This window comes from Leptospira sp. B5-022 (assembly GCF_000347035.1).
Taxonomy (GTDB): Bacteria; Spirochaetota; Leptospiria; order Leptospirales; family Leptospiraceae; genus Leptospira_B; species Leptospira_B cinconiae.
This window is the reverse complement of sequence record NZ_ANIJ01000025.1, coordinates 98703-121295: the sequence shown is the minus strand read 5'-3', so window position 1 is coordinate 121295 and position 22593 is coordinate 98703. Positions and strand designations below refer to the sequence as shown.

Sequence of the window (22593 nt, the reverse complement as noted above, 5' to 3'; positions counted from 1 at the left end):
ATTCTTTGTCCAGTCTTTCTTTAGAAAGATCGGATCAGTATCTGGGAGCGTTCGGATCCGAATAATTTCCTTTGCCGGAATTCGGCATAGTGCCTCTGGAAGTGGAAGGAATATAATCATCGCAAAGATTACTGCATCTAGCGATACAATTTTCCCTTTTACGATCCACGGTGATTGCGGTAAAAACAGTCTCCACTTTGGGGACCGGATATTGGGTCCAACATTGGCTTTTGCAATTCCCGTATTTGGCAGCACAGTTCCGAGCAGTGTTTTGATCGGTGCCGGAGGAGATCATCATATCAAAAAGTTCCTGCTCTTCTCTGGTCTTGAAGCCGCCTTTTTTCGGTCTTTTGGAAAGTTCCTCTTTGCTTAAATTGGCATTTTCAGGCTCCGGAAAATCCTCTACCGAACCTTTTCCTCTCACCTTACCCGATTCGTCGGAACTCCAATCCACTGCGAAAAAGCAATTCAAAGTAAAGGAGAATAGTAATATTCCGAGTTTAATTTTCATAAGAAGAAAGTCGATATTTCGGCAGACGGCTTTTACAGTTTCCCTTGGTAAATTGGGAAGACAAGGAAAGAAAATGGAATTTTTTAAAAACTAAACCTTTGGGATTAGGCAAATATTTTCGTCGTTTAACAAATAAATACATAATTTTTGCGCTCTTTTGGATAGAAATCGTGTGGAAAAAAATTTCCGAACGGGGTCTCAATAGTATTGAATGCTGGATAACCTACAATAGAGTCTGTCTAAGCAGTACTTAAGACCTAATAATTTGAGTGGAGGGTCTTTTAGTGAGTAGTTTTTTTACTAGTACTTCATCAATCAAACGTTTCTTTCTTATCTCCTTAGTTATCCTTTTCATTTCCAATTGTAGCGCCCTGGATTGGGGTTGGGTTAAGCTTCCTTCCGGACTTGGCTGGGACCAAAATGAGACCTTAGATAGAAATCCGGCAGAAGGCTTCCGAGTCGAATTTCCGGAAGAATTAGGACTAGATTCCAGACCTTTGGTGGAACTTTCTAAAAAACTCAGAAAAGAAAAAACGGAGGTCCGTTCACTTCTCATCTTGAAAGAAGGAAATCTGGTATTCGAAAGATATGCTGGAGGTATTTCCAGAAATCATAACCATAATATGTACTCCGTAACCAAATCGGTGGTCTCCATGTTATTAGGGGTCTGCTATTCGAACGATTGTGGAGTGGATTTGGAAGATAGCCTTTACTCCGTTGAGTCTAATTTGCCGGGCCTTCTTCCATCCGAACTAAAAGGAAAAGAATCCATCCGACTCAAGGACGCATTACGTATGAGTTCCGGAATGGGCTGGGATTCCTTTCCCAAAAAAGAAGATATTAGAACGGACGCAGACCCCCTTGCGATTGCTTGGACCCCTGCCGTATCTTCCGCACCGGGAACTAAATTCGAATATTCTAATGGAGATACTCAGTTAGTTGCGGGTTATTTGGAAGCAAAGACAGGTAAGACATTATACGAATATTCGAAGAATACCGCCTTCTCATGGTTAGGTTTTAAGGGAGAAGAATGGAATACGTCCAAATCCGGAAGACAGACGGCCGGTTTCGGACTTCGTTTGAGACCGATCGACATGGCTAAATTAGGACAACTCTATTTAGATGGAGGGAAATGGCAGGGCCGTCAGATCTTAAAACCGGAATGGATCGCTATGACCTTGGAGCCAGGAGTGGAAAAAAGATACGGACTCCATTTCTGGCTGCACGAATTCGAAGGAAAGCCAAGCTTCATGGCAAACGGAAAAGGCGGACAGTTCATCTACGTAATCCCTCATCGTAAGATTGTTTTAGTGATGACTAGCGCGATTTGGGACAAGGCACCTGACGTAATTTTAACCTCTGCCTTGGATGCGGTCAAAGCATCTTTAGTCTCTACGGATAAGATCCCTTCCCCTGATAGGGAAGAGGCCCTTCTCAGGGAATTAAAGGTAGCCGCCAGGACTTCCTTGGATCCTAAGCTAAAAGAAGGAGCGGATGAAACAAGGATTGCAGCGGAACCAGGGATGAAACAAAATCATCCTTAAATGAAGACTGTCCTAATCCCGATCCCTCAAATCGATTTCGACCCAACGGAAGTATCCGTACCTTGGAAAGTTCTAAAGGAAAACGGATATAAGATCCTATTTGCGACCCCTAACGGAACCTCCGGAGAAGCGGATTTTAGGATGGTAACCGGGAAAGGATTGGGGATACTTTCTCCCTTTTTACGAGCGAAAGATGATGATGTTCTTCTCTATAGGGAATTAGAAAAATCGAATGAATTCTTAAATCCTAAAAAGTACGAGTCGATCAAATTGGATTCTTTCGATGTATTGCTTCTTCCAGGGGGACATGCGAAGGGAATGAGGGTCTATTTGGAATCCGAGTTTTTGCAGAATTTGGTGGGCCATACGTTCGCCGAAGGAAAGCCTGTGGCTGCGATCTGTCATGGAGTACTTCTTGCTGCAAGATCCAAAAATCCTAAAACAAAAAAATCCAGTCTATATGGACTGAAAACCACCGGACTTCTGAGATCACAGGAACTTCTAGCCTGGAATTTAACTAGGGCTTGGCTAGGGGATTATTATAGAACTTATCCTACACCATTGCAGGACGAGGTAATTTCATTTCTGGAATCAAAAGTGGATTTCCAAGAAGGGCCCATGCCGATTGCAAGGGACAGTTTTTCCAATATTAAACCGGGGTTCAGCGTTTTGGATAAGTCTTATCTTTCCGCAAGATGGCCCGGAGATGCTCATAAGTTTGCATTTGAACTTCCTGAATTCTTCGGTTAATTTCGGTTTTTGATTTTCCGTAAACACTATATAGACATACTGACTATAAAGGGTCCGATCTAAGGTCACTCGATCGAGAACGACATGAATTTCAAAGAACATTACATTTTTCTGGATGTGGGAGACACTCTCCTTACGATGAAAAAGCCCGCAGGGGACGTATATTTCGAAGTTCTCAAAGAATTCGGCCTGGACGGTTCCAAACATCCGAACGGTTATATGGAAAGAGCCTTTCGTAAGGCTTATGCGCATATGACGCGTCATCCGCTTCCCGATTATAAAGATAAATTCCATGCGCATCAAGATGGAAGTGAAGGTTGGTGGAGAGAACTTCTGGGTTTCTTCCTAAAGGAAATAGGATCGGATCTGGAACCTGATCCGATTTTCCAATCCATATTTAAACGTTTTGACGAACCTTCCGTCTGGGAAATAGATCCGGGCTTCTATGAATTAGTAGAATTCGCAAAAGAGAGAGGCTCCGGTTTAGGGATTATCTCTAATTGGGATCATCGACTCAAACAGCTACTTGCAAGTGTAGGCGTATTAGATTATTTTTATCCTGTGATCGTCTCTGCGGAATTCGGATACGAAAAACCTTCTCCTTTGATCTTTCAGGAAGCGGAGAAGCTTGTGGGGCTTTCTCCGGATAAACTCATATATTGCGGAGACAAGGTGGAGTTGGATATCCTACCCACAAGATCCAGAGGATGGACCGCATTTCACAAACATGCTGACGGTGACATCCGAGATCTTGGCGAGCTAACTGCGATCTTAAAACAAGGTTAGTTTGTTTTCTATTCCTTCTCCATATAAGTCTAACCGAATACAGAAAAGAATCGAGTTAGAACAAGAATGAAAATACTCGCCGTTTCCGGAAGTTTAAGAAAAGGTTCATCCAATACAGCCTTATTACTTGCAGCAAAAAGGATTGCACATGATCCTTTGCAGATCAGAATCGCAGACCCGATTGATCGGATCCCGCACTTCAATCCTGACTTGGATACGGATACACCTCCTAAGGAAGTCATGGAATGGAGAAGGGAATTAAAAGAGGCGGATGCCATTCTTTTTTCCAGTCCCGAATACGCATTTGCGATCCCAGGGGTCTTGAAAAATGCATTAGATTGGATTGTGTCCAGTGCCGAACTTTATGGAAAGCCGGTAGGGCTTATCAATGCATCTCCAGGTTACGGTGGAGCTTCCAAGGCACAGGAAGCTCTTTTAGGTTTATTGAATGTTCTCACAGTTAAGATAAATGATGATTGTGTTTTAAGTATTCCTTCCGTGAACAAGAAGGTGGATCGGGAAGGTAATATTTTGGATGAACAAACGGAGAAGGAGTTGCGAAATTGTTTGCAAAGCCTGGAACATTTGATCCAAGCATCTAGACCTTCTTAATTCTTCAAAATCGCCAGCTGAATCAGTTGATAAAAAAATCTATATTTCGCAAAGGAGTCTTCAGGCTCCTTTTCTAATACATTCTTTTTTTATAAAGTTCTTTAGGAATTCTCATTCCGGATGAAAATTTTCTAACAAAAAAGTGCGCGCGGAAATCATTATTCCGGACCTGAGCCTCATAGCGGGGAGTTTTGAATTGCAAAATCCTCCATTAAGGAGCATACTGATGGCAATACCTATGTTTCGCAGAATACCGCGAAAGTTAGAAGAAGTATTGGGTGAGGAAGGAACGAATGAATTTGTGGATTTTATCAACGATTCTTTTGGAGCCAATCGGGAGAATGTAGTGGAACTCGTTTCAGATAGATTTGAGAACAGACTTTCGGAAGAATTAAATACATTTCGTTCTGAATATAAAACAGACCTGGCTGACCTTAGAGCTGAATTCAAATCGGATCTAGCTGCACTTCGAGCCGAGGTAAAAGAAGATATCGCCGAACTTCGAGCCGAGGTAAAGGAAGATATTGCAGAACTTCGAGCTGAGGTAAAAGAAGATATCGCAGAACTTCGAGCCGAGGTAAAAGAAGATATCGCAGAACTTCGAGCTGAGGTGAAGGAAGATATTGCTGCCCTCCGTGCTGAGGTAAAAGAAGATATTGCAGAACTTCGCACAGAAATGAACGAAAAAATTTCAGAACTCCGAATTGAAATTCACAAACTCATTTCTGTTCAGACCAAATGGATGTTAGGAGCAATCATAGCATTGACTGGAATCTTTTCCATCATAGTCAAACTATAAGTTGAAAAATGAGTTTTAAGATTTGGGAAATCTTTCAATGGACCTGGTGGCGATTTCCTTTCTCAGTTCTTGGGCTTTTTCCCGAGTGACTTGTATTTCGGAAACCAAATCCGGATCTGCGGTATTAGGATGTCCGCTTACAAAAGGGGGTTTTGGATTGTATTCGATCATAAGTTGGATTTCTTCAGCCGATTTTTGTCCTTGGATCTCGGCTACAATTCGGAGTGCGAAGTCGATTCCTGCAGTGACTCCTCCTCCTGTAATTCGGTCTCGATCGATCACTACTCGATCTTCTTTTACATCGATTTCCGGAAAGAATCTTAACACATCTAAAGAGAGCCAATGTGTGGTTGCCTTATATCCGTTTAATAAGCCTGCTGCGGCTAATACCAAAGAGCCGGTACATACCGAACTGATATATCTGGAGGTTTTTGATTTTTCTCTCAGCCAACTCAGGACCTTTTCGTTTTCCATGAGTCGGTTGACGCCGAGTCCACCCGGAACTAAGACCAAATCCAAATCTATGTTTTCGTCCATAGTTCTGTCCGGAAGAATAAATAATCCTTTTTCGGATGGGATTGGTTCCTTGGTTTCGGCTATTACGTAGATTTTGGAATTTTTCATTCTGGAAAATACTTCGTAAGGACCCACGAAATCCAATGGAGTTAGGTCCGGAAAGATAAGTAAACCGATATGGAACGGCTCTTGCATAGACAAGATAGAATAGAACTCGTAGAAGTCTTCAAGTCGAATTCGAAAGAAAAAATTTTGAGAGGCAGATCGAAAAACTTTCTTGGAAAATTAAGCAGAAAGGAAAGGAAATTCCCTAATCGAACGATATCCGGAATTAGCAGGTCGGCCTTTTTCGAATATCCTAATTTGGTATATTCCGAATTGGGAAGTAGAATAAGTTTTGCTTGGCTAAAACAATCTACACCGAAGAATATAAGATTTTCCAGAAGTTACTAAAGAAAGCCCGGGAAGAAGCGGGGTTGACCCAAGTGGATGTTGCCGATGCCCTCAAAACACCCCAATCATTCATTTCTAAGGTCGAAGCAGGAGACAGAAGGATAGACGTTATAGAGTTCTGGAACTTGGCCAAACTTTATAAAAAGCCCGTAGACTTCTTCTTCAAGTTTGATGATAAATCGGAAATAAAATCCAAAAAGAAGTCTTTAAAAGCCGCAAGTTCTACAAAAAGAAAGACCAAATAATCTATCTTTTTGATCTGTTGGACTTCCAACAATTTACCTTTCATATAAAAGAATAGCCAAGCAAAGCGGTCCCTTTAAAAAATTCCCATCTGCCTTTCGGGCAAAAAAGCTAAATGAATCAGAATCGAATTTTACGTCCTTGGATTTACGGGATTGTCCTGATCTGTATTTCCCTGCTTTCCTTTTTGGCTGGAAGATCCGGTCTAGAAAATATGGATATACCCTTTTCGAACATAGTATCCGAAAAGGAACGAGTAGCTGATTTTCATTATTTCGCTAGGCCACACTTAATTCTTAAAAACGTTAGATTCTATTGGCAGAAGGAAATTTTCGTGGAGGCGGATCGTCTTTCGTTAGAAGCAATCCCTAAAAACGGAGAAATTCTTCCTTTCGATCGACCGGAACTTTTTACTCTTAAAATCCTGAACGGGAATATTCGGATTTCTTTGGAAAGTTTGGAAAGATTATTGAATGGAAGGTTGTTCAATTTTCCCGAGTCCACTCTACGGAAAATCAAACTTAAACCGATTTTTCATAACGGTGCATGGAAACTTAAGATTTCAGGAGAGGTCAAACTTGTAGTTTGGGTATCTTTCGAAGGGATTGCCACCGTTAAGTTAGATCCGGAATCAGGCCGGATCTTGGTGGAAAATGAGTCCGTTCGGGCATTATTAAATCCTTATACAAAAGAACTTTTAAATACTGTTGGTGTGTCCATCGAGGACCTGGTCCGTTTTCCTAAGGGGAGAGGTCTGGTAATTTCCGGGAACAAGGTGTATTTTGAACCATTTTCGGTTTTTCCGGATCCGGAAGTAGAAGGTAGAATCAAAGATCTCAAATTGGATGAGAATACACTCGATATAGAGTTCATCTCAGAATTAGAGGTTGCCTCTCCTAAAACAAATTCTAAAAATTATATTTATGTAAGTGGAGGAAAATTACTCTTCGGAGGGATTCAAGTGCACCAAGGCAGGGTCTTACTCCAAGACAGGGAAGAATCCTCTCTGTTCGAATTCTGTTTTTCGGAATATAAAAAAGCATTGTCTCTCTCCAATGTAAAAATGGAGGAAGACGGACGCATCTTCATTTATATGCCTGATTCTCCTCCTCTTGATTAATTTTTCTTATAAATAAAATATTTCCAATCTAACAAAAATTTTTAGAATCGGGAACGTTCTTATTCGAACTTGGTCCTCTTGTTAAGGAGGATACTTATGAATCTTTTCACTTCCACAATACCTTTTGTTCCTTTTTACGTTAGGGGTGGCTTATTCCTTTTGGCCATCTTTTTAACGAGTTGTATCTCTCCTCAATTTGCCGGGGGAGGGGGAAGTCCTTATCCTTCCGACTTTGTTTATAAAGGAGATCTTTTCGGTTTACAGAATTGTTTAAGAGCCGGTTATTCCGTAGATACAAGAGATCCTTTTACTAGGAATTTTACCCCTTTGATGATCGCAGCAAGAGAAGGAGAAGTTGAGATCGCGGAATTTTTAGTTCGCAGCGGTGCGGATATCAATGCCAAAACGAGAGACGGTCACACAGCTCTTATGATGGCCGTTTACAATAGGAACGTGGACATAGTAAAACTCCTCTTGAAGAATGGTGCGAATGTTCATATTAAAAGTAAACAAGGCCATACCGCATTTTCGGAAGCCAGTTTGGAGGAATCTGTTCAGATCAAAGAATTACTCGCTCCTTATGAGGTCGGTCCAAAAAGATGAAATCGGCATTTCAGATAGCTCTTGTTCTTTTCTTTTTGGAATCTTGTACGAACGACGATCGTTGTGTAAGAGACTGCGATAAAAACTTCTCAATTTGTCTATTGGTTGCAACCAATGAAAATTCTCTTGGGATTGGATTTATTTGTAAGGCCATTTGTGATGATTGTAAATCAGACTGCCATACCGTTACTTCTTCAGGAGGAAGAAGCTCTAGTACTTCCAGAGGAGGTTCTGGTGGAGGAGGGGGTGGCGGTAGTTCTGGCGGCGGCGGCGGAGGAGGTCACGGCGGAGGCGGTCATGGGGGGAGTGGAATTACATTCTAAAACCGAAATACAAAAAAGGAAAACCGAGGAGACTCGGTTTTCCAATTAGAGCTATTACGAAAATTTTATAGTCCGTCCTAAAACTTAACGATTTGATCGGTATTCGTCCAAGGGTTATAAGAGCCCGGACTTTTTGCGATAGGTTTTTGTATACATCTACTTCGCGAATCCTACCTCGGAGGCAACGGGAGTTTTTTCGTAATTTTCTTTCTTCCCAGCTACCTCGTCAAAATAGGTCTCGTAATTCGGGAAATTTGTTCCCATGACTCTGTCCCAAAAATTAAAATAAAGACTATAATTCCCGTGAAACTTCTGGTGATGAAGGTTATGATGGGTAGAAGTATTGATCCATTTTGTGATAGGATGACTTGCCCAACCTTTAGGTAAAAATTCATACCCTAAGTGCCACCAGATATTCATAACCATTGCATAGAATGTGTGAAATATAAATACTCCGAAATGGATCGGAACCAAACTGATGAATGGTACCACATAGATCGCTTCCAAAAAAGCTTCCGCCCAATGGAAATTATAAGCAGCTAATGGTGAAGGGTTTACGGATTTATGATGGATAGCATGTACAAAGGAATAAACATTTTTGTGATGCATGAGCCTATGTGCCCAGTAGAACCAGGTTTCATGCCAGATAGTGATCAGTATATAACTTAAGATTGCATAAGCCCAACCTCTTTCGGAGATATCGAAGTAAAGCGCTCTTGGAAGATATCCTAATTTTTGAAGGCTGAAGGAGAGGACCGCAACCAGACTGAACATTACCATTGTAACCGCAGATTGTTTGATCTCGTAGACTACCTTCTCCCATTTGGGGAAATTTTTCTGGATCCGAAACTTTTCGAAGGTTCCTTTTTTCCAAACCCAGAATATAAAGAATGCAAGTCCTGCTAGAGGATAGTATCTGATAAAGTTCATTGAAAGTTGGAATAGTCCGAAATTCCGAACACATTCCCAACCGAAATCACAAGCATTGATTGCCATTTTTCCTCCGATCTCTGCATTCAGTTTACGTCGGATCTATGAAGAAGTCGTCCTCTCCGATCGGAGCGGAATAAAATAAATGTCCAGACCGATCGAGACGGACTATTTGGACTTATTTTTACGGATTTTATTTCTGTATTCGGAAGGTGTGAATCCGGTCTCCTTTCGGAAAACCTCGTTAAAAGCGGATTTGGAGCCGAATCCTGATGAGTAAGCAATGGACAATAAAACTTGAGCAGGATCGGATTCTATTTTACTTTTGGCCTCTTTTACCCTATATTCATTCAATAATTGGAAAAAATTTTTTCCAATCTCGTTGTTCAGATATTCGGAAAGTTGATGAGTGCTGATCTCCAGTTTTCCCGCCAGAAATCCCAGGGTCAGATCTTCCTTTAAGAATACCTTTTCCTTTTGGAATAAGTCTTCTAAGTTTTGTTTAATATTATCTAAATCCAATCCGCCGAGCTGGGTAGCTCTGTATTTTTTCTCTTCTTCTACCACTCTTTGGACTTCTAAGAAAAATTCCGGATATCCTTGGCGCAGAATATACAAAGAACATAAAAAGATCCCAACTAAAGAACCGACTCCTTCTAAACCTCTGATTGATCCTATCGATACCGATATCGCTCCGTATAATAAAATGATCAAAATGCAAACACTTACCATCAGGATCGTAAGCATTCTTGGATCTTTGTAGATGACCGAGAATCTAAAACCCGCAAATAAACGAAAGAATGTAGAAAGTAAGAATACGAACATAAGTCCAAGCGTACTTAAAACAGGGATTTTTAAGAATAAAGGAAGTCCGGTGGTTTGTAGATCTTTAAGTAATTCGATCTTTTCTATACCTCCTGTAAAATAGAAGTTAGACATCCATAGAAATATCGCAAGAGCTGGGATCATTTTCAGATAAAAAATCTTTTTAGATTCGGGAGTGTTTCCCATGGCAAGGAGAAGATACCGTTCTATAAAAGGACCCATAAGCGCCGATATAGGGAGATGGGTTAGATACAAACCGGGAAAATGTATGATCATTTTGCAGGTAATCAAAAATGCATGTATAAGAAAAAGCCCCACTAATAAGAAAATGAAGGCGAGTAAGTTTTGTTTTTCTCCTTTGGGAGATGAGAATATCTCTCCCAAAGAAAATAAGAACGCAAGTCCGATCGAAAAAACTAAAAATAGGGAGGTGTAAGATTGGGTTCCGAACTCATTCATGTTGTAATTTCCGCGATCCCTACTTTCTCCGCAGCCTTTGATAGAGACAAGTCACCAGAATATAATTTTGCACTTCCTAGGATACAACTTGCAAGCAAATGTGCGTCTATCCAGCCGATTCCCAGTCCCGCCAGAGAATTTCTTTCCGAAAAGATCATGACTTCTTTATGATTTGCGATCGGAACTTCCTTTAATTGGGCGTACTCGATTAGAAAAAAGTTCTTATTCTTAAAATTTCCCAAACTGAGTTCTCCCTCTACCATAGGATGACGTCTGACCAAGCCAAGGCGGAGAAGTTCCGTAAGTTTCGGATCCGATTTACGAAGATGATTGATCCAAATGGAAGTGTCGACTAGCACCGCTGTCATTTAGATATTTTTTTACGAATTGGACCTTCTGCTTTTGGATCGCTTCCGCCTAAGAGAGCCATTCTTTCTGCGGATTTTTCCCGAATCAATGCGCGGAGTCCCTCTTGCACGAGACGAGTCTTTTCTAGGATCCCGGTATAGTCTTGGGCGCTGGCAATCAGTTCGTCGGGAATGTATAAGGTAGTTTTGACAGCTTTCATATATGGTAGTATATGGTGTTATTAGATGTATATCAAGAGTGTAAGGCCGGAAAAGTGATTTGGGGTTAGAAAATTGGTTCCGCTTCGCAGATGGCCGGGAAAATTTTGGATGTACGTTCCCTTCTTCCCATATAAATCGCTTTCTTATGTCGCATAAGATTGGGGAAATCACATCAAAGTCGATTGGCACTTCGGGAAGAAGGTTCAAAAATCCTTCTTCCTTGCATAAATAATGCCAGCAACCAGGGAAGAGCCGCTAAAACCTTGACCGGGGACCCTGGGTAAAAATACTGTGTATTTCTAGCTCCTATCTCTGGGAGCGGGTAGATAGACATGCCCTCTTAGCTCAGCGGTAGAGCACTTCCATGGTAAGGAAGGGGTCACCAGTTCAAGCCTGGTAGAGGGCTAAGTTCGAATAGGTCTGTAGTTTAATGGTAGAACAAGGATCTCCAAAGTCCTTGGTGGGAGTTCGATTCTCTCCAGACCTGGAGTTTTTTCCTCGAGTTCTAAGAGGATTGGGAAGGATTTATTAGTGAAGTTTGGCGCATTTATACAAGAGTGTAGAGAAGAACTTAAAAAAGTTCAATGGCCGAATAGACAAGAGGTGATGCAGTCCACCATCGTCGTTCTAGTCACGGTGTTATTTTTCTCTGCTTTCCTATTCTTTTCGGATACTGCGTTTGTGAAGCTTCTTACCGGATTCTGGAATCTGTAAGAACGTAGGATTAAGTGTGATTAAGATGGCTGATTTGAAATGGTATGCGTTACAGACTTATTCCGGTCACGAGAATAAGGTCCAGAAGAATCTGGAAAAGCTGATCCAACAGCGTAAGCTGGAAGAGAAGATTTCTCAAGTGCGCATTCCTACCATGGAAGTCGCCGAGATGAAGAACGGCAAAAAGAAGGTTACTAAGAAAAAACTTATGCCGGGCTATGTTCTTGTTGAGATGGATATGGACGAGGACCTTCGTTTTATGATCCAAAGTCTTCCTTCTGTTTCCACTTTTGTGGGATCGAAAGATGGAGGACCTGAGCCTCTTTCCGTAGACGAGGTGAAAAATCTTTTCGCGGAAACGGGAGAGTTCCAATCAGAGGAGCCGGTGACTCCTCGATTGTTGTTTAAAGTGGGAGATAGCCTGAAGATTATCGACGGGCCTTTCGCTAATTTTACCGGAGTCGTAGATGAGATCTTCCCAGACAAAGGAAGACTCAGAGTGAAGGTGGAGATTTTCGGTCGCTCTACCCCTGTGGAATTAGATTATCTACAGGTCAAAACCGAACCCTGACCGGTGGGAGAACCGGGAGAAACAAATAAGGTGTTTCGCCAATGGCAGCAAAAAAAGTAGTAAAGCAGATTAAGCTCCAGGTTGAAGCCGGTAAGGCCAACCCTGCTCCTCCAGTCGGACCGGCTCTCGGTCAGGCAGGATTGAACATCATGGAGTTCTGCAAGCAGTTCAACGAGAGATCTAAAAACCAAATGGGTTATAAGCTCCCCGTTGTAATTACGGTATTCTCCGACAGGAGTTTTACATTCATTACCAAGTCCCCTCCGGCAGCTCTTCTTGTGAAAAAAGCGATCGGATTAGAGACCGGTTCCGCAACTCCTCATACCGTTAAGGTAGGGAAGATCACTCGTAAGCAATTGGAAGAAATTGCTAAAACCAAAATGGAAGACTTAAACGCGAACGATCTGGACGCAGCTGTTCAAATTATCGCCGGAACTTGTCGTTCCATGGGCGTTACGGTAGAGGGTTAATTCATGAAACGCGGAAAAAAATATCGCGCGGCTAAAGAGAAAGTCGACGCAACAAAAGTTTATCCGATCGAAAAAGCTGTAGAATTAGCGAAAGCCTCTTCTTACACTAAGTTCGACGGAACGATAGAAATCGCTACGAAAGTAAATTATAAATCTCTTCAAAACGTGAGAGGAACTATTTCTCTTCCTCACGGAACCGGTAAACTGGTTCGAGTTCTGGTTTTCTGTAAAGGAGACAAACAAAACGACGCGAAAAACGCAGGTGCGGAATTCGTGGGCGATATGGACTTGATCGAAAAAGTGGCCGGTGGTTGGACCGACTTCGACGCTTGCGTTGCTACTCCTGATATGATGAAGGAAGTAGGTAAACTAGGACCGATCTTAGGACGTAAAGGTTTAATGCCTAAACCTAAGGCAGGAACGGTTACAAACGACGTTGCGAAAGCGGTTGGCGAGCTAAAGTCAGGACGTATCGAATATCGTCCGGACAAAGGTGGAGTCGTTCACTTAGGAGTTGGCAAGGTCAGCTTTGATCAAAGTAAACTTGTAGAAAACATTCGCACAGTAGTTCAAACTCTTCTCCGGGATAAACCTTCGGATGCAAAGGGTGATTATCTGAAAACTTTCTCCGTATCCCCAACCATGGGTGCCGGTGTGAAAGTAGACGTTAAGGAACTGGTCAACACATCCATTTAAGGATGTCGTAGACGGGAGTAGGAACAATGCCCAGCCAGGAAAAAATTGAAGCAGTAGCCGAATTAAAAGGCAGATTAGAAAAACGTAGCGACTTTATCCTAGCCAGCTACAGCGGACTCACAGTAGAAGAGATCACAAATCTTCGCGCGAAACTTCGTAAAGAAGGTTCCGAGATGAAAGTGATCAAGAATAATCTCTTTCTGCTCGCACTGAAAGAATCCGAGAAGCATAAGGATAAGAACATCGCCTTTGGATCCGAATACCAAGGACCTCTAGCGGCGATATTTGCGGATGCAAATCTTCCGAGCGCAGCCAAAATTCTAAAAGAGTACGCAAAGACGAATAAAAATCTTATTCTGAAAGCGGGATATTTAGACGGATCCGTTCTGAATGCAGAAGATGTGGAAGCAATCGCAGGTCTTCCGTCAAGAGAACAACTCTTGGCTCAGATCGCAGGCGGTATCAACGGTCCGGCAAGAAGTATCGCTTCTGGTCTGAACCAAATTATCGCAGGACTTGCAAGAGCTATCCAAGCAGTCGCAGAGAAGAACAATCAGTAAGAACAAATTTTAGTAAGTAGTTTAAAGGACCAAACGGAATCAAAGGAGCACAAAATGTCTACCACTGAAGCGTTATTAGAGCAACTCGGCAAACTTACCCTTGTGGAAGCAGCCGATCTAGTTAAAAAAATGGAGGAGAAGTTCGGAATTTCCGCAGCGGCTCCAGTAGCAGTAGCTGCAGCGGCACCAGCAGGTGGCGGAGCAGCAGCAGGAGCAGATGAGCCTGCTGCTTTCAACGTTGTATTGAAAGGTTTCGGCGATAAAAAAATCGAAGTTATCAAGGTTGTTCGCGAGATTACCGGTCTTGGCTTGAAAGAAGCAAAAGACTTGGTAGAAGCTGGCGGAAAGTCTGTTAAAGACGGCGTTGCAAAAGCGGAAGCTGACGACATTAAAAAGAAATTAGAAGCTGTCGGAGCTCAAATCGAACTTAAGGCTGTCTAATCAGGAAGCCGAGGCTTTGTCTCCTCGATATCTGATTACAATCCTTTCACTCAGGCAAGGAGGCCAGCGGACGTCCTTGCCTTATTGTATTTTTTCGCGCAGTTATAATTTTCCATCACCCCAGGGAGCACACGAATGTACGGTCAAGTAGAGAGAAAACGGGTAAACTTCGGTAAGATCACCAATTTGGATTACCTTCCTAACTTGATTCAGATTCAGAAGAAGTCCTTCGATTGGTTTCTTCAATCGGAAGTTAAGGACCCCACTAAAAGAAAAAATCAGGGATTAGAAGCGGTTTTTAGAGAAACCTTCCCTATCGAAAGTCCGAACAACGACATGGTGATGGAATACAGTCACTATGTATTAGGAGAGGCTAAAAAATCTCCTCAAGAATGTAAGGACACAGATGCCACTTTCGCTCTTCCCTTAAAAGCGGTTATTCGACTCATTATCAAAGAAACCGGAGAGATCCGCGAGCAGGTCGTTTACATGGGCGATCTTCCGGTAATGACCGAACAGGGGACTTTTATCATTAACGGAGCTGAACGAGTTGTAGTTTCTCAGCTTCACCGTTCTCCAGGTATCTTCTTCTCTTATGATGAAGAAAGAGATACATACTCGGCCAGAGTGATCCCGTATCGCGGATCCTGGTTGGAATTCGAAATGGACAACAAGGGAATCTTAGTCGCAAAGATAGACCGTAAGAAAAAATTCCCTGCAACTCTTCTTGTTAAGTCTTTAGGACACGGGACCAACGAAGAAATATTACGTTTATTTTATAAATCCTCCAAAGCGAAAATAGGAGGAGCTTCCACGAAGGAACTCAAACGTCTGATCGGACGCAGGGTAATCGCCGACGTGATCAACATGGAAACCGGAGAGGTAATGCTCGATGCCGGTTCCAAGATCAATGAGGACAATATCTCCATCTTGAAAGAGATGAAGGTAAAAGAAGTGGATCTGGTGGAATATCCTAAAGACAAGGATAATCCGGTTCTAGTCAATTGTTTGGAAAAGGACGGAGTCAACGATTACGAAGACGCAGTTCTGAAATTCCATAGCATTATGAGACAAGGTGAACCTTCCACGATCGAGAACGCGGAAGCGGAATTAAACCGTCTATTCTTCTCTCCTAAAACTTTCGATCTGGGCGATGTAGGTCGTTACAAGATCAATAGCAAATTCGAATTCAATAACCCGAAAGAATTTTCAAGTGCGGTAGAAAGAGTTCTTAGACCCGCGGATATTATCGAGACTGTACGTTACCTTCTCAACTTGATCTCCGAAACCGAGAACTATTATCCGGACGATATCGACCACTTAGGAAACCGCCGTATCCGTTCCGTTGGTGAGCTAATCGCAAACCAATTGAAAGTCGGTTTTACTCGTGTGGAAAGAGTGATCAAAGAAAGAATGACTGTTCAGGAAGTTGGAACTCAAACACCTCAACTTCTGATCTCCATTAAACCGATCACTGCGGTTATCAATGAGTTCTTCGGATCCAGCCAATTGTCCCAGTTTATGGACCAGACAAACCCTCTGGCAGAGCTCACTCACAAACGTCGCTTGAACGCTTTAGGACCTGGAGGTCTTTCCAGAGATAGAGCCGGATTCGAGGTGCGTGACGTTCATTATAGCCACTACGGCCGTATGTGTCCGATCGAAACTCCTGAAGGTCCAAACATCGGACTCATTCTCTCCATGTCTTCTTATGCGAGAGTGAACGATTACGGATTCTTGGAAACTCCTTACAGAGTGGTAAAAAACAGCAAAGTATCCAATAACATAGAATACTTAACCGCGGATAAGGAAGAATATCATTCTATCGCGGTTTCTTCTTCACCTGTGGATGAGAAGGGAGAGTTTAAGAATAAACTGATCTCTACTCGTCACAGATCCGATTACCCTTTCCGCAACCCGAACGAGATCCAGTACATGGACTTAGCTCCAATGCAGGTGGTATCCGTTTCTACTGCGCTCATCCCGTTCTTAGAGCATGATGACGCGAACCGTGCGCTTATGGGTTCTAACATGCAACGTCAGGCGGTTCCTCTTCTGAGGCAAGAGGCTCCTTTCGTGGGAACCGGAATGGAAACCCGTGCGGCTTACGATTCTCGTATTTGTATTATCTCCAGACACGACGGTGTGGTAACATACGTTGATGCGGAGAAGGTGGTAATCGAGCGCAAGGGCGGAAAAGAATCCGACACTTACGATCTTACCAAATTTAAGAAGACCAACCAAGGAACTTGTTTCAACCAAACACCGGTCGTTGGAGTGGTTCACTCGGAGATCGACGGTAAAGTTACGAAAGTCAGCAAAGAAAAAATCGAAGTGACTGCGGATAACGGCAACGTTCGCGAATACAATCTTATTTCCGGAAACAAACAATACCAACCGATCGTTTCTAACGGCGAAGAAGTCCGCAGAGGAACCACTATTGCCGGACAGATCGTGTCCGGTGAAAGAATGGATGAGAACGGAAACATTCTACAAAAGGGAACCGTTCTTGCTGACGGTCCTGCTGTGGACAATGGAACTCTGGCACTCGGGCGTAACGTTCTTGTGGCGTTCATGCCTTGGGAAGGTTACAACTTCGAGGATGCGATCCTTATCTCCGAAAAAGTCGTAAAAGACGATATTTTCTCTTCAATACACATCGAAGAGTTCGAGATCCAAGCAAGAGAGACTAAGCTTGGACAAGAGCAGATCACAAGAGATATTCCGAATCTTTCGGACAAAGCTTTCCGTGATCTGGATGAAACCGGTGTGATCCGTATTGGTGCAGAAGTAAAACCGGGAGATATCCTGGTCGGGATGGTGACTCCGAAGGGAGAGACTGATCTTACTCCTGAATACAAACTTCTTCACTCTATTTTCGGAGAGAAGGCAAAAGAAGTAAGAGATTCTTCTCTTCGTATGCCGAACGGTTTCGAAGGAACTGTGATCGATATCAAACGTTTCTCACGCGAGAAGGGAGATGAACTTCCTGCCGGCGTAGAAGAAATGGTGAAAGTTTTCGTAGCTCGTAAACGTAAACTTCTGGTCGGAGATAAAATGGCAGGACGCCACGGTAACAAGGGTGTCGTTGCACGTATCATGGCGGAAGAAGACATGCCTTATATGGAAGACGGTACTCCGATGGATATCGTTCTGAACCCGTTAGGTGTTCCTTCTCGTATGAACTTGGGACAGATTTTCGAAACTCAGCTCGGACTTGCTGCAAGCAAACTGGGAATCAATTTCGAAACTCCTGTGTTCGACGGAGCAACGGAAGCGGACGTAGAGAAGTATTGCAAAGAAGCAAATCTTCCTCTCAGCTCTAAATTCAAATTATACGACGGACGTACCGGTTTACCTTTTATGAATGAGGTATTCTGCGGTTACATCTACATGTTGAAACTCGCTCACTTGGTGGACGACAAGATCCACGCTCGTTCTACCGGACCTTACTCCTTGGTTACTCAACAACCACTCGGAGGAAAGGCTCAATTCGGTGGTCAGCGTTTGGGAGAGATGGAGGTCTGGGCTCTCGAAGCTTACGGCGCTTCTCATACTCTTCAGGAACTTCTCACTATCAAGTCCGACGATATGCTCGGAAGAGCGAGAATCTACGAAGCGATCGTTAAAGGGATCCACTCCATTAAACCTGGAATTCCGGAATCCTTCAACGTGTTGGTGCAGGAACTCAGGGGTCTTGCATTGGATATCGTCATCACAGACTCGGAAGGTAACAGCGTTGATATCTCCGACTACGAAGACGAATATTCCAAGAGCAAGAAGAAGATTAAGTTCGAAACGATCGAGAACGCCTAAGGGAAGAAAGGTAGCATGAGATCCAATAACGATTTTGAATCAATAACAATCAGATTAGCGTCTCCGGAAAGGATCAAAGAATGGTCTTACGGAGAAGTCAAAAAACCTGAGACAATCAACTACCGTACTTTAAAGCCCGAGAGAGACGGTCTTTTCTGTGAGAAAATTTTCGGAACCACAAAGGACTGGGAATGTTACTGCGGAAAATTCAAGTCCATCCGTTACAAGGGTGTGGTTTGCGACAAATGTGGTGTTGAGGTAACTCACTCCAAAGTTCGTCGCGAGCGTATGGGTCATATCGAGCTTGCTGCTCCTGTTTCTCATATCTGGTACTATCGTTCCGTTCCTTCCAGAATGGGACTTCTCTTGGACATGACCATCAATCAGCTCAAGAGCGTTCTTTATTTCGAAAAATATGTGATCATCGATCCGGCTGATACCGGAAGAAATCGCGGCGAATTAATCGATGAGGAAGAATATCACGCATACCTAGACGAATACGGCGACAAGTTCGTTGCAGGTATCGGCGCGGACGCGATCAAAGAACTTCTTTCTCGTATCGACGTTGACGCGGAAGCTCGTATCATCCGCCAAAAGATCCAAGAAAAAGAAAAGATCTCCGATAAAAGAATTCTAAAACGTTTGGAAGTATTAGAAGCTTTCCGCGATTCAGGAAACCGTCCTGAGTGGATGGTTCTGGATGTGGTTCCTGTCATTCCTCCTGAACTTCGTCCAATGGTTCAGTTAGAAGGTGGACGTTTTGCTACCTCCGACTTGAACGATTTATATCGTCGTGTTATCAACAGAAACAACCGTCTAAAACGCCTTCTCGCGTTAAAAGCTCCTGAGATCATCGTTCGTAACGAAAAACGTATGCTCCAAGAAGCGGTAGACGCGTTATTCGATAATAGCCGCCGCAAACGTACCGTAAAAGGTAAGGGTAACAGACCTCTTAAATCCATTTCAGACATGTTGAAAGGAAAGCAGGGACGTTTCCGCCAGAACCTACTCGGTAAGCGTGTGGATTATTCCGGTCGTTCCGTTATCGTAGTCGGTCCTGAGCTGAAATACCACGAGATGGGTCTTCCTAAGAAGATGGCTCTCGAGCTATTTAAACCTTTCATCATGAAACGTTTGGTGGATCTGGACCTGGCTCCTAACATCAAATCCGCTAAGAAAAAAGTAGAAGCGGAAGAAAAAGAAGTTTTCGACGTTCTGGAAACCGTAGTGAAAGAGCACCCGGTTATGTTGAACCGTGCTCCTACTCTTCACCGTTTAGGGATCCAAGCATTCCTTCCTGTGTTGGTTGAAGGAAAAGCGATCAAACTTCACCCTCTTGTATGTCACGCGTTCAACGCTGACTTCGACGGGGACCAGATGGCGATCCACGTTCCGCTGACTCCAAAGGCGCAGTTGGAAGTATGGATGCTTATGCTTTCTCCTCACAATATCCTGAACCCTGCAAACGGACACCCGATCTGCGGACCTACTCAGGATATCGTACTCGGAATTTATTATCTAACTTCCGAACTTCCAACCGAAGCGGGAGTTCCTCTTAAATCGTTCGCGAACCTGGATGAGGTTACTTACGCGATCGACCGAGGAGTGATAGAATATAGAACTAAAATTTCCGTTCTTCACCAAGGAAAGATCCTGGAGACAACTGCAGGTCGTTTGATCTTCAATACCGTCCTTCCGGAAGGATATCCTTATGTGAACCGTGCTCTCTCCGATAAAGAGACGAACAGGATCATTGCGGAAGTTTACGAGAAATACGGACCGGCTCAAACCGTTCTGATGCTGGACGATATTAAAAAATTAGGATATCGTTATGCTACAATATTTAGCCCGACTATTTCTATCGAAGACATCCGAGTATCTCCGGGTAAAGTTACTTTAGTTGGCGACGCTAACAAAGAAGTAGAAAGAGCCGACGGAGAATATCGTAAAGGTATCATCACTAACGAAGAACGTAAGAAAAAAGTGATCGAGATCTGGACTAAAACCAACGATCTCATCACGGACTCCATGTTCAAAGAACTAGAGAAGGATAAAGGCGGCTACAATCCTGTCTTCATCATGGCGGCTTCCGGCGCTCGTGGATCTAAACAACAGATCCGTCAGTTGGCCGGTATGCGTGGTCTGATGGCGAAACCTTCCGGAGAGATCATCGAATTGGCGATCCGTTCCAACTTCCGCGAGGGATTGAGCGTTCTTGAATTTTTCATCTCCACTCACGGCGCTCGTAAAGGTCTTGCGGATACGGCGTTAAAAACCGCTGACGCAGGTTACCTGACTCGTCGTTTAGTGGATATTTCACAAGACGTGATCGTAGCGGAAGAAGATTGCGGAACCGAAGAGTGTATCACGCTCGGAACCGTCAAAGAAGGGGAGAACGTTATCGTTTCTCTGAGCGACCGTGTATTCGGACGTTACACTTCCGAGGATATCGTCGACCCAGTTACCGAAAGTGTGGTTTATCCGAAAGGATCTTTGATCACAAGAGAAGTTGGGCAAAAATTGGAGAACCTTGGTTACGAAAAAATCAAAGTTCGTTCTCCACTTACCTGCGAAGCTCGTTGGGGAATTTGTATTAAATGTTACGGAATGGATATGGCTCGTCTGACTCCTGCGGAGATCGGAGAAGCGGTCGGAACCATCGCGGCTCAGTCCATCGGACAACCTGGAACTCAGCTTACAATGAGAACATTCCACATCGGTGGTGCCGCTTCCGCAAAAGTACAAGAGAAAGAACACAAAGTGGGTTACCGCGCGGTAGTTAACGCGATTAACGGTAGAACATTACAAACTCCTGATAGAGGTTTGATCTTCTCTCGTCGTGGTTCCATCGTAGTACAAAGATTGATCCAACAGTTCAATTCCTCCGACCTAACCAACTTAAGGGTTGAGAACGGACAAAAAGTGGATAAAGGAGAGTTGGTTGCAACTCTTGCGTCCGGAGAGAATGTCACTTCCGATGCTCCGGGAACGGTAAAAATTGCGGACGGTCTCTTCCGAATTCTGGGAGAGGAAGCGGTTGTTCCTGTAAAAACTTCCACCACTCTGAACGTAAAAGTCGGACAGATCACAGAAGCGAATCAGGCATTAGGAGAATTCGACCCGTTCAACGAGATCGGCGTTACCGAGATTGAAGGAATCGCCTCTTGGGTGGATCTGGAAGTCGGTAAGAACGTTCGTAGGGACGAGGACGTTAAAACATCTAACGTTATTTACAAAGTAATCGAGCAACGTAGGGAAAAATTGATCCCAAGGATCGTGGTAACTTCCGGCGGAAGCAAGGAAGAATATCTGGTTCCTGTGGATGCGATCATCTCCATCCAAAACGGAGACAAGGTGAAAGCGGGAGATATTCTCTTCAAGATCCCAACTGTTGCCGAAAAAACCCGGGATATTACCGGTGGTCTTCCTAGGGTAGACGAACTTTTCGAAGCTCGTCGTCCTAAAGACGCCACAACTCTTGCTGAAATAGACGGAAAGATCGAAGACAACGGAGAGATCGTAAAAGAAAAACGAGTTCTCTATATCGTTCCGGATAACGAAGAGTTGGATAAAGTAAAAGTAACCATTCCGATCGGAAAACAATTACGTGTTCGTCACGGGGACTTCGTAAAACGAGGAGACCAGTTAGACGATGGAAACTTGGATCCACACGATATCTTGAGAGTAAAAGGTGTAACCGCACTCCAAGTGTATCTGGTCCAAGAGGTCCAAGAGGTTTACAGATTACAAGGGGTGCATATCAACGATAAGCACATCGAAGTGGTCGTTCGCCAGATGATGCGTAAGGTTTTAATCACCGATTCCGGAGACACATCTTTCGTAAACCAACAACAAGTGGATCGTTTCGCTTTCTTGGAAGAAAACAAGAGAGTGATCGCTGAAGGGGGATCTCCTGCTCAGTGTGTTCCGATTCTTTTAGGTTTAACGAAAGCATCTTTGAATACTGAGTCGTTCTTCTCGGCTGCTTCCTTCCAGGAAACAACTAAGGTGTTAACTGACGCAGCAATCAAAGGAAAGACCGATAACTTGATGGGACTTAAAGAGAACGTTATTATCGGTCACATGATCCCAGCCGGAACCGGAATGAGAAAATATCGCGATGTCGCGGTGTTCAAAGAAACTTACGGGGATCTAGATCGTCCTCTGGAAGTGGAAGAGGAAGAAATTCCGATGGCCATTCCGGAAGACAACGAGAATTAAAGGAAAGCTTTACAATAGAGCAGGGTCGGTAGAACTGGTAAAATAGGTCACCGGCCTGCTA

The 22593-nt window shown here is 43.5% G+C and carries 23 protein-coding genes and 2 tRNA genes; 19 read left to right on the top strand and 6 right to left on the bottom strand.

Translation table 11 applies throughout. The features are described from left to right. Positions 1 to 34: 34 nt before the first annotated feature. Positions 35 to 511, bottom strand: coding sequence for a hypothetical protein (locus LEP1GSC192_RS12840; RefSeq protein WP_020770362.1), 477 nt, complete (start codon positions 509 to 511; stop codon positions 35 to 37). A gap of 269 nt (positions 512 to 780) precedes the next feature. Here LEP1GSC192_RS12840 and LEP1GSC192_RS12835 point away from each other — a divergent pair, with 269 nt between their 5' ends. The 5 genes from LEP1GSC192_RS12835 to LEP1GSC192_RS12815 all read left to right on the top strand — a co-directional run bounded on the left by LEP1GSC192_RS12835 (position 781) and on the right by LEP1GSC192_RS12815 (position 5002). Further along, positions 781 to 2055 (top strand): serine hydrolase, encoded by a 1275-nt coding sequence (locus tag LEP1GSC192_RS12835; protein WP_036090078.1) that lies wholly within the window; start codon positions 781 to 783, stop codon positions 2053 to 2055. Further along, entirely contained in the window at positions 2056 to 2805 is a 750-nt protein-coding gene (locus tag LEP1GSC192_RS12830) for a type 1 glutamine amidotransferase domain-containing protein (protein ID WP_020770340.1), read from the top strand. It begins immediately after the preceding gene. 84 nt (positions 2806 to 2889) lie between these two features. Further along, positions 2890 to 3591 carry an HAD-IA family hydrolase gene (locus LEP1GSC192_RS12825; RefSeq protein WP_020770415.1) on the top strand — a complete coding sequence of 234 codons (702 nt, stop codon included), beginning with the start codon at positions 2890 to 2892 and terminating at the stop codon, positions 3589 to 3591. 66 nt (positions 3592 to 3657) lie between these two features. Then, the gene (locus LEP1GSC192_RS12820) at positions 3658 to 4203 is read left to right on the top strand and encodes an NADPH-dependent FMN reductase (protein ID WP_020770494.1); all 546 of its coding nucleotides are present in this window, start codon (positions 3658 to 3660) and stop codon (positions 4201 to 4203) included. Positions 4204 to 4429: 226 nt separating this feature from the next. Continuing rightward, positions 4430 to 5002, top strand: coding sequence for a coiled-coil domain-containing protein (locus LEP1GSC192_RS12815; protein ID WP_036090075.1), 573 nt, complete (start codon positions 4430 to 4432; stop codon positions 5000 to 5002). Positions 5003 to 5017: 15 nt separating this feature from the next. On the opposite strand, the gene LEP1GSC192_RS12810 is transcribed toward LEP1GSC192_RS12815, so the two are convergent. Continuing rightward, positions 5018 to 5713, bottom strand: coding sequence for a DJ-1/PfpI family protein (locus LEP1GSC192_RS12810; protein ID WP_036090073.1), 696 nt, complete (start codon positions 5711 to 5713; stop codon positions 5018 to 5020). Positions 5714 to 5919: 206 nt separating this feature from the next. On the opposite strand from LEP1GSC192_RS12810, the gene LEP1GSC192_RS12800 reads away from it, so the two are divergent. From LEP1GSC192_RS12800 to LEP1GSC192_RS12785, 4 genes are all read left to right on the top strand, one after another. Then, positions 5920 to 6216 (top strand): helix-turn-helix domain-containing protein, encoded by a 297-nt coding sequence (locus LEP1GSC192_RS12800; protein ID WP_036090072.1) that lies wholly within the window; start codon positions 5920 to 5922, stop codon positions 6214 to 6216. 113 nt (positions 6217 to 6329) lie between these two features. Then, complete coding sequence (locus LEP1GSC192_RS12795; protein WP_020770484.1) at positions 6330 to 7334, top strand: hypothetical protein; 1005 nt, start codon at positions 6330 to 6332, stop codon at positions 7332 to 7334. Between the two features lie 96 nt (positions 7335 to 7430). Further along, a complete protein-coding gene (locus tag LEP1GSC192_RS12790; RefSeq protein WP_020770469.1) occupies positions 7431 to 7937 on the top strand; it encodes an ankyrin repeat domain-containing protein in 507 nt (168 codons plus the stop codon). Next, positions 7934 to 8260 (top strand): hypothetical protein, encoded by a 327-nt coding sequence (locus LEP1GSC192_RS12785; protein WP_232421020.1) that lies wholly within the window; start codon positions 7934 to 7936, stop codon positions 8258 to 8260. Before LEP1GSC192_RS12790 ends, LEP1GSC192_RS12785 begins: the two co-directional genes overlap by 4 nt. 156 nt (positions 8261 to 8416) lie before the next feature. Here the strand turns inward: LEP1GSC192_RS12785 and LEP1GSC192_RS12780 are convergent, their stop codons facing one another. The 4 genes from LEP1GSC192_RS12780 to LEP1GSC192_RS12765 form a co-directional block, all read right to left on the bottom strand. Next, complete coding sequence (locus LEP1GSC192_RS12780; protein WP_020770507.1) at positions 8417 to 9256, bottom strand: sterol desaturase family protein; 840 nt, start codon at positions 9254 to 9256, stop codon at positions 8417 to 8419. A 102-nt stretch (positions 9257 to 9358) separates the two neighbouring features. Beyond that, positions 9359 to 10474, bottom strand: coding sequence for an AraC family transcriptional regulator (locus LEP1GSC192_RS12775; protein ID WP_020770462.1), 1116 nt, complete (start codon positions 10472 to 10474; stop codon positions 9359 to 9361). Next, complete coding sequence (locus LEP1GSC192_RS12770) at positions 10471 to 10842, bottom strand: type II toxin-antitoxin system VapC family toxin (RefSeq protein WP_020770438.1); 372 nt, start codon at positions 10840 to 10842, stop codon at positions 10471 to 10473. Before LEP1GSC192_RS12770 ends, LEP1GSC192_RS12775 begins: the two co-directional genes overlap by 4 nt. Then, positions 10839 to 11042, bottom strand: a complete 204-nt coding sequence (locus LEP1GSC192_RS12765; protein ID WP_020770433.1) for a type II toxin-antitoxin system VapB family antitoxin — start codon at positions 11040 to 11042, stop codon at positions 10839 to 10841. The genes LEP1GSC192_RS12770 and LEP1GSC192_RS12765 overlap by 4 nt, the downstream gene beginning before the upstream one ends. 335 nt (positions 11043 to 11377) lie before the next feature. Between LEP1GSC192_RS12765 and LEP1GSC192_RS12760 the strand changes: the two genes are divergently transcribed. The 10 genes from LEP1GSC192_RS12760 (at position 11378) to rpoC (ending at position 22532) form a co-directional block, all read left to right on the top strand. After that, positions 11378 to 11449, top strand: a tRNA-Thr gene (locus LEP1GSC192_RS12760). A gap of 10 nt (positions 11450 to 11459) precedes the next feature. Further along, positions 11460 to 11530 (top strand) — tRNA-Trp (locus tag LEP1GSC192_RS12755). A 44-nt stretch (positions 11531 to 11574) separates the two neighbouring features. Further along, complete coding sequence (secE, locus tag LEP1GSC192_RS12750) at positions 11575 to 11757, top strand: preprotein translocase subunit SecE (protein WP_008595351.1); 183 nt, start codon at positions 11575 to 11577, stop codon at positions 11755 to 11757. 25 nt (positions 11758 to 11782) lie between these two features. Beyond that, a complete protein-coding gene (gene nusG / locus LEP1GSC192_RS12745) occupies positions 11783 to 12328 on the top strand; it encodes a transcription termination/antitermination protein NusG (protein WP_020770487.1) in 546 nt (181 codons plus the stop codon). 41 nt (positions 12329 to 12369) lie between these two features. Beyond that, positions 12370 to 12798 (top strand): 50S ribosomal protein L11, encoded by a 429-nt coding sequence (gene rplK, locus LEP1GSC192_RS12740; RefSeq protein ID WP_020770515.1) that lies wholly within the window; start codon positions 12370 to 12372, stop codon positions 12796 to 12798. 3 nt (positions 12799 to 12801) lie between these two features. Next, on the top strand, positions 12802 to 13494 hold the full coding sequence (gene rplA, locus LEP1GSC192_RS12735; protein ID WP_020770318.1) for a 50S ribosomal protein L1: 693 nt from the start codon (positions 12802 to 12804) through the stop codon (positions 13492 to 13494). Positions 13495 to 13520: 26 nt separating this feature from the next. Continuing rightward, complete coding sequence (gene rplJ / locus LEP1GSC192_RS12730) at positions 13521 to 14054, top strand: 50S ribosomal protein L10 (protein WP_020770520.1); 534 nt, start codon at positions 13521 to 13523, stop codon at positions 14052 to 14054. 54 nt (positions 14055 to 14108) lie between these two features. After that, positions 14109 to 14495: a 50S ribosomal protein L7/L12 gene (rplL, locus tag LEP1GSC192_RS12725; RefSeq protein ID WP_020770448.1), complete on the top strand. Its 387-nt coding sequence runs from the start codon at positions 14109 to 14111 to the stop codon at positions 14493 to 14495. Between the two features lie 135 nt (positions 14496 to 14630). After that, positions 14631 to 18311, top strand: a complete 3681-nt coding sequence (gene rpoB, locus LEP1GSC192_RS12720; RefSeq protein ID WP_020770355.1) for a DNA-directed RNA polymerase subunit beta — start codon at positions 14631 to 14633, stop codon at positions 18309 to 18311. A 15-nt stretch (positions 18312 to 18326) separates the two neighbouring features. Continuing rightward, entirely contained in the window at positions 18327 to 22532 is a 4206-nt protein-coding gene (rpoC, locus tag LEP1GSC192_RS12715; protein ID WP_020770297.1) for a DNA-directed RNA polymerase subunit beta', read from the top strand. Positions 22533 to 22593: the final 61 nt, after the last annotated feature.

Excerpts from the sequence above, each read along its gene's own strand:
- LEP1GSC192_RS12810 (WP_036090073.1), bottom strand. The coding sequence starts at position 5,713 with ATGCAAGAGCCGTTCCATATCGGTTTACTTATCTTTCCGGACCTAACT.
- rplK (WP_020770515.1), top strand. The coding sequence starts at position 12,370 with ATGGCAGCAAAAAAAGTAGTAAAGCAGATTAAGCTCCAGGTTGAAGCC.
- LEP1GSC192_RS12795 (WP_020770484.1), top strand. The coding sequence starts at position 6,330 with ATGAATCAGAATCGAATTTTACGTCCTTGGATTTACGGGATTGTCCTG.
- rpoC (WP_020770297.1), top strand. The coding sequence starts at position 18,327 with ATGAGATCCAATAACGATTTTGAATCAATAACAATCAGATTAGCGTCT.
- LEP1GSC192_RS12815 (WP_036090075.1), top strand. The coding sequence starts at position 4,430 with ATGGCAATACCTATGTTTCGCAGAATACCGCGAAAGTTAGAAGAAGTA.
- LEP1GSC192_RS12765 (WP_020770433.1), bottom strand. The coding sequence starts at position 11,042 with ATGAAAGCTGTCAAAACTACCTTATACATTCCCGACGAACTGATTGCC.
- LEP1GSC192_RS12775 (WP_020770462.1), bottom strand. The coding sequence starts at position 10,474 with ATGAATGAGTTCGGAACCCAATCTTACACCTCCCTATTTTTAGTTTTT.
- LEP1GSC192_RS12790 (WP_020770469.1), top strand. The coding sequence starts at position 7,431 with ATGAATCTTTTCACTTCCACAATACCTTTTGTTCCTTTTTACGTTAGG.
- rplL (WP_020770448.1), top strand. The coding sequence starts at position 14,109 with ATGTCTACCACTGAAGCGTTATTAGAGCAACTCGGCAAACTTACCCTT.
- LEP1GSC192_RS12820 (WP_020770494.1), top strand. The coding sequence starts at position 3,658 with ATGAAAATACTCGCCGTTTCCGGAAGTTTAAGAAAAGGTTCATCCAAT.
- rplJ (WP_020770520.1), top strand. The coding sequence starts at position 13,521 with ATGCCCAGCCAGGAAAAAATTGAAGCAGTAGCCGAATTAAAAGGCAGA.
- rplA (WP_020770318.1), top strand. The coding sequence starts at position 12,802 with ATGAAACGCGGAAAAAAATATCGCGCGGCTAAAGAGAAAGTCGACGCA.
- nusG (WP_020770487.1), top strand. The coding sequence starts at position 11,783 with ATGGCTGATTTGAAATGGTATGCGTTACAGACTTATTCCGGTCACGAG.
- LEP1GSC192_RS12825 (WP_020770415.1), top strand. The coding sequence starts at position 2,890 with ATGAATTTCAAAGAACATTACATTTTTCTGGATGTGGGAGACACTCTC.
- LEP1GSC192_RS12770 (WP_020770438.1), bottom strand. The coding sequence starts at position 10,842 with ATGACAGCGGTGCTAGTCGACACTTCCATTTGGATCAATCATCTTCGT.
- LEP1GSC192_RS12840 (WP_020770362.1), bottom strand. The coding sequence starts at position 511 with ATGAAAATTAAACTCGGAATATTACTATTCTCCTTTACTTTGAATTGC.
- LEP1GSC192_RS12830 (WP_020770340.1), top strand. The coding sequence starts at position 2,056 with ATGAAGACTGTCCTAATCCCGATCCCTCAAATCGATTTCGACCCAACG.
- rpoB (WP_020770355.1), top strand. The coding sequence starts at position 14,631 with ATGTACGGTCAAGTAGAGAGAAAACGGGTAAACTTCGGTAAGATCACC.
- LEP1GSC192_RS12780 (WP_020770507.1), bottom strand. The coding sequence starts at position 9,256 with ATGGCAATCAATGCTTGTGATTTCGGTTGGGAATGTGTTCGGAATTTC.
- LEP1GSC192_RS12785 (WP_232421020.1), top strand. The coding sequence starts at position 7,934 with ATGAAATCGGCATTTCAGATAGCTCTTGTTCTTTTCTTTTTGGAATCT.